The sequence below is a fragment of the Kitasatospora sp. NPDC057512 genome, from assembly GCF_042802135.1.
Classification (GTDB): domain Bacteria; phylum Actinomycetota; class Actinomycetes; order Streptomycetales; family Streptomycetaceae; genus Kitasatospora.
In genome coordinates, this window is record NZ_JBHVET010000619.1 from 1 (window position 1) to 5,300 (window position 5,300).

The following is a 5,300-nucleotide window of genomic DNA, read 5'->3' on the forward strand; positions in this document are numbered from 1 at the left end:
GGCCCGGACAGCCCGGGCCGTTCGGCACCCGGAGCGGTCGACCTCCGCGACGGACCCGACGGTGTCCCAACGACCCTGCGCGCACGTCGCCGCAGGCAGGAGGCCGTCGGCCGCGAGCAGCGAGTGACCCATGTCATGTCCCTGCTGCCACGGGGGCCGCTAACGTGAGGCGCCGACGAGGCTGATCGCCGGCCATACCGCGGAACCGAGGCGTGCGCCGACGGGGCCCGGTCCACGAGGGGCGCCAGCGGGGCGTGCCGGGGAAAGGGGTGGGGTGTTGCGTTTTCTCGCAGCGATGGTGGACGGTCACGGGCCGTCCGCCACGGAGGCCGTGACCGGGATCGCCGCGGACGCGGCGCACTGCCTCGGCAGGGCCGCCCGGTTCGCGGTCGGGACCCAGGGCGCCGACGGCGCCTGGCGGACGCCGTCGCAGCCGCGCGTGCTGGAGAACGCGGTCGTCGCCTGCTCGCTGGCACATGTCGGGGGACACCGGGCCGCGCGGGCCCGGGCGCGGGCCGTCGCCTGGCTGCGGGGCGCCGCCGTGCAGCGGCACGACCCCTTCGTGGCGGCCGCCGACCGGTGGCTGGTCGAGGCGGCCACCGCCGACGGGACGCTCCCGGCGTTCACCGCCCTGTCGGCCGCGGCCGGGCCGCACGCACGGCGGGCCCTGTACCTGCACGCCCTGGCGTGTGCCCTCGGCGCGCCCGGCGCCCAGGCCGGCCGACTGCTGGCCGACACCGAGGCCGCGCTGGGAGACGAGCGCGGCAGCCGCCTCAAGCCCTGGCAACGGCTCATGCTGCTCTCCTTCGAGGCCATCGCCCGCTCCGCCCTGGCCCTGCCCCCGCCGGCCGGCTCGCTCGACGACTTCCGGCGCGCCCAGTCCGCGGACGGCTCCTTCTACGGCATGCCCCTGGTCACGGGCATGCTGCACCTGGCACTGACCCGGACGGCCCCGGACCACCCGGTCACCCGCCGCTGCCGGGACAGCCTGCTGGCCGACCAGCACCCCGACGGCACCTGGCGCTTCATGGTCAGCGAGGTGTGGGACACCGGCCTGATGGTCCGCGCCCTGCGCGGCCACCCGGACTTCGACGCGCACGCACTCCCCGCCGCCCTGTCCTTCCTCGCCTCCGCCCAGCAGGAGGACGGCGGCTGGGCGTGCGCCGCAGCACTCGACTCCGACAACGACACCACCGGCAACACCCTCCTCGCGCTGGGCGGCACCCACTGGGCCGACCGCGTCCGTACCGCCGCCACCGGCTACGCACGCCGCTGCCGGACCGAAGCGGGCCTGTGGACCACCTGGCACTCCAGCGACGACACCCCCGTCCCCGACGTCGTCGCCCACATGGTGGCCGGCATCGAGGCCGCCGCCCTGCCCGGCATCGACCTCGCCCCCGCCCGCCGCTGGCTCACCGGCCAAGGAGCCCACGGCCACTGGGCGAGCGACTGGTACGCCCCGCCCGCCTACGGCGCCGCCGAGATCAGCACCCTGCTCCCGCCCGGGACGCGGACCCGCGCCACCACCGACGCCCTGCTCGCGGCCCAGCGCCCCGACGGCAGCTGGCCCCGCGTCCCGGGCGAGCCGCACTCCAGCCCCACCGCCACCGGCCTGGCCGTCACGGCCCTGACCCACCACCCCGACCCGCCCCGAGGCGCCGTCGAACGCGCCCTGCGCTTCCTCGTCGACACCCAGACCGAGGAGGGCACCTGGACCGACCTGCCCGTCATGTACGGCCCCCGCCCCTTCCTCACCGCCACCGGCACCCAGATCCACGCCCTGGCCGCCCGCGCCCTGCACCGGACGCCCGCCCCCGCACGGCAGCCCACCGGAACCCACCGATGAACCCCGCCGCCACCGGCCCCCGCACACCGGGGCCCGACCGTGAACTCCTCGCCGCACTGCGCCCGGCCGCCGTGGTCTTCGACTTCGACGGCACCCTGGTCGACACCGGCGCCCTCAACACCGACGCCGTCCGCGCCAGCTTCACCGACCTGCGCCTCACCGTCCCCGAACCGTGGCTGCAGGACGCGCCCCTGGCCGACCTGACCGCCCTGCGCGAGCGACTGCACCGGGACCTCGGCCTCCATCTCCCCGACACGGACCCGGAGTTCGTCGCCCGCACCCGCGCGCACTGGCTCACCCTCGCCGGCCGGGCCCGTCCGGTGGCCCGGGTCGCCGACCTAGCGCGCGACCTGGCCCGCACCGTTCCCCTGGCGGTGGCCTCGGCCAACGACGGCCGGGTCGTCCGCGCGGGCCTGGCCGCGTCGGGCCTGGACGGCCTGTTCCGGACCGTCATCGCCCGCGAGCACGTGGCCCGCCTCAAGCCCGCCCCGGACGCCTACCTCCTGGCCGCCGCCGAACTGGCCGTGGGCCCCGGCCGGTGCCTGGCCTTCGAGAACACCCACGAGGGCGTCACCGCCGCCCTGGCCGCCGGCATGCCCGTCATCGACGTCCGCGACCACACCTGGACCGCGCAACGGCCCTGATATGCGCCCCCCGACGGCCCGGTGTCACCCGTCAGGGCGGCGTCCGGAGGGTCGGGACGGGCAGGTGCGGTTCCGTGCCGGAGTGGGAAGTCGGCCGGGCCGACGTCCCACTCCGGGTCGCTCAGCGGCACGCACGCTCGTGGTGGACGAGGCCGGCGCCCGTGCGGGTGAGGGTGAATCCGGCCTTGGCGAGGACCCGGCCGGAGGCGGGGTTGGCCTCCCGGTGGACGGCGAGCACCCGGGCGGGCAGGTCGTCGCCGGTGAGGAACCGCCGTACGGCGGCGGTGGCGTGGCCGTTGCCCCGGGCGTCCTCGCGCACGATGTAGCTGAGCCGGCCGGTGCCGCGGTCGGGGTCGAGCCGGAGCCGGACGACGCCGAGCAGGTCCCCGTCCACCTCGATGCCGCGCACGAGGAGGAGGGCGGGGTTCGCGGCGGCCTCGCGGACGTAGGCGAGGGCCTGGGTGCCGGTCATCGCGCCGAACCACAGGTCCGCGGCGGCGCCGTCGGCGTGGATGCGGCGCACGGACTCGGCGTCGCCGTCGGCCAGTTCACGCAGCCGCAGCACCGGCGGGGGCGTTTGTCCGGGTCAGGCGAGGACGAGGCGGAGGATCTGGTTGTAGATGAAGAAGCCGCCGGGTTGGTTGGGGAGCGGCTGCAGGTTGAAGGTCTCGGTGAAGAGCATCGGCTTGTCGAAGGCGTTGTCGAGGGCGAGGCTGCCCGTCACCGCGACCAGGACGCCGCCGCCCGGGGCGGGCTGGGCATCGGAGGAGGTGACGCTGTGCTTGACGACGGCGAGTTCGGGCCTGCTGATCGTCTCGATGATGCCCGGCACCCCCTGGACCTGCTTGCCCTCCCAGGTGAGCATCGACTCGGGGTGGTAGAGGCTCGCCAGGTTGTTGCGGGTGGCGAGGCCGCCGTCGAAGGTCGCGTAGTAGTGCTGGACGAACGAATTCGCGATGCTGTTGAAATCCATGATTCGGAACGTAGCAACGCGATCATGCCGAGCACCCGCAGTGGACCGTTCTCGGCGTGCTCCGGACGCCGGTGTGCTAGTGAGTGGGAAGTCGGTGTGGCCGACTTCCCACTGCGGCGACGCCGTTCTAGCAGGGGCTGAGCCAGTAGACCCAGCCCCAGGGGGCCGCGCGGTCCTCGCTGTAGCCGCCGGGCGAGGTCCAGCCGACGTTGCCGTTGACGTCGTAGAACCTGGCGTACAGCGTGGAGCGCTGGTTGTTGATCCACGATCCGGTCCCGCCCCAGCGGATGGGGACCGGGTAGTTGCAGGTGAACAGGCGCAGTTCCTCGCCCGTGAAGTTTGTGCCGCTGTACGCGCACACGTAGGTGTACGGGCAGCCCGCGGACAGGGCGGGGGAGTCGCCCTCGGCGGCGAGGTCGCGGGCCCGCTCCTCGCCGGGCAGGGGGAGCAGCAGCTCACCGCCGGGCAGGGCGACCTTGTTGACGGCCACCTGGCTCGCCCCGGGGGTCTTGGCGAGGTAGTCGTCGACCCGGTCCTGCAGACTCCTGGCCTGGGCACCGCTCAGCCCCAGGCCCCGGGCCTGCGCCGAGAAGCCGGCCTGGCCGGCGCCAGGGCCGCCCGAGCCGCCCGCGCCGGTGGCGGCGGACGCGGCCGGGGCGACGCAGACCGCCAGGGCGGCCGCGACGGCGAGGGGCACCGCGAGCAGACGCTTCTTCACGGCTCCCACTCTCAGGTGTTTCAGCATGAAACCTCCTTGTCGGGGTCCTTCGGAAGCCCATCCTGTCCGGGCGCGGAAGCGGCGGTCTTGTAGGAATGCGTACGGCCGCTTGGCACCCGGGAACGTGGCCGGGAAAAGGATTGGACGGGACGAGGCTCGGGCTTGTACCTTGCAGTCGACCGTGACGCCGCCCGAGGAGGTGAGACCCGTGACCGCAGTACCGATACGGGTGCTCCCCTTGGGGTTCACGGCCGGCGACTGACGCAGGGTGTCGCCGGGAGCGCCGCGATGAGCAGGCACCTCCCGAAAGGCCACACCGATGCGCTCTTCCCAGTCCCTTCACTTCACCGCCGAGTCCTCGACGGACGGCATGACCGAACGCGACTTCACCGTGGGCGGCGTCCCCGGCGTGCTCTGGTCCCCCGCCTCCCCTGCCAACGGCACCGGTCGCGCGCCCCTGGTCCTGATGGGCCACGGCGGCGGCGCCCACAAGAAGCACCCGTCGATGGCGGGCCGGGCACGGCTCCTGACGGCCGGCTGCGGCTTCCATGTCGCCGTCCTCGACGCGCCCGGTCACGGCGACCGGCCGCGCAGCGCGCAGGACGAGGCGGACATCGCCGACCTGCGCGCGGCGCAGTCGGCGGGCGAGCCGGAGGGCCCGGTCGTCGTCCGGTACAACGCCCGCCTGGCGGAGCTCGCCGTGCCCGAGTGGCGGGCGGCCCTGGACGCCCTCCAGGAGCTTCCGGAGATCGGCGCCGACGGGCCGGTGGGCTACTTCGGCATCGCCATGGGCACCGCGCTCGGGGTGCCGCTGGTGGCGGCCGAGCCCAGGATCACGGCCGCGGTCTTCGGGCTGATGTGGCCCGACGCCCTGGTCGAGCAGGCGAGGCGGATCACCGTCCCGATCGAGTTCGCCATGCAGTGGGACGACGAGCGCATCCCGCGCGAGGCCGCCCTCGCGCTGTTCGACGCCTTCGCCTCGACGGACAAGACGCTGCACGCCAACGCGGGCGGGCACTTCGACTTCCCCAGGTCCGAGGCCGACAGCGCGGCCCGCTTCCTCACCCGGCACCTCGGCCGGACGGCCACCTCGCCGGCGTGACGCGCGCGGTCGCGGCG

Annotated in this window: 6 protein-coding genes; 3 read left to right on the plus strand and 3 right to left on the minus strand. The window is 74.8% G+C overall.

Features of this window, described 5'->3' with window-relative positions:
• Window positions 1–331: 331 nt before the first annotated feature.
• Both ACFU6K_RS30500 and ACFU6K_RS30505 read left to right on the plus strand, forming a co-directional pair.
• Window positions 332–1,846, plus strand: a complete 1,515-nt coding sequence (locus ACFU6K_RS30500; RefSeq protein WP_380668448.1) for a prenyltransferase/squalene oxidase repeat-containing protein — start codon at window positions 332–334, stop codon at window positions 1,844–1,846.
• A complete protein-coding gene (locus ACFU6K_RS30505; RefSeq protein ID WP_380668450.1) occupies window positions 1,843–2,490 on the plus strand; it encodes an HAD family hydrolase in 648 nt (215 codons plus the stop codon). Before ACFU6K_RS30500 ends, ACFU6K_RS30505 begins: the two co-directional genes overlap by 4 nt.
• A gap of 121 nt (window positions 2,491–2,611) precedes the next feature.
• Here the strand turns inward: ACFU6K_RS30505 and ACFU6K_RS30510 are convergent, their stop codons facing one another.
• From ACFU6K_RS30510 to ACFU6K_RS30520, 3 genes are all read right to left on the minus strand, one after another.
• Entirely contained in the window at window positions 2,612–3,055 is a 444-nt protein-coding gene (locus ACFU6K_RS30510; protein WP_380668452.1) for a GNAT family N-acetyltransferase, read from the minus strand.
• Window positions 3,056–3,076: 21 nt separating this feature from the next.
• Window positions 3,077–3,463 (minus strand): nuclear transport factor 2 family protein, encoded by a 387-nt coding sequence (locus ACFU6K_RS30515; protein WP_380668454.1) that lies wholly within the window; start codon window positions 3,461–3,463, stop codon window positions 3,077–3,079.
• A 127-nt stretch (window positions 3,464–3,590) separates the two neighbouring features.
• The gene (locus ACFU6K_RS30520; protein WP_380668456.1) at window positions 3,591–4,208 is read right to left on the minus strand and encodes a peptidase inhibitor family I36 protein; all 618 of its coding nucleotides are present in this window, start codon (window positions 4,206–4,208) and stop codon (window positions 3,591–3,593) included.
• A gap of 292 nt (window positions 4,209–4,500) precedes the next feature.
• Here ACFU6K_RS30520 and ACFU6K_RS30525 point away from each other — a divergent pair, with 292 nt between their 5' ends.
• Window positions 4,501–5,283 (plus strand): alpha/beta hydrolase, encoded by a 783-nt coding sequence (locus tag ACFU6K_RS30525; protein WP_380668458.1) that lies wholly within the window; start codon window positions 4,501–4,503, stop codon window positions 5,281–5,283.
• Window positions 5,284–5,300: the final 17 nt, after the last annotated feature.

Excerpts from the sequence above, each read along its gene's own strand:
- ACFU6K_RS30505 (WP_380668450.1), top strand. The coding sequence starts at position 1,843 with ATGAACCCCGCCGCCACCGGCCCCCGCACACCGGGGCCCGACCGTGAA.
- ACFU6K_RS30515 (WP_380668454.1), bottom strand. The coding sequence starts at position 3,463 with ATGGATTTCAACAGCATCGCGAATTCGTTCGTCCAGCACTACTACGCG.
- ACFU6K_RS30520 (WP_380668456.1), bottom strand. The coding sequence starts at position 4,208 with ATGCTGAAACACCTGAGAGTGGGAGCCGTGAAGAAGCGTCTGCTCGCG.
- ACFU6K_RS30525 (WP_380668458.1), top strand. The coding sequence starts at position 4,501 with ATGCGCTCTTCCCAGTCCCTTCACTTCACCGCCGAGTCCTCGACGGAC.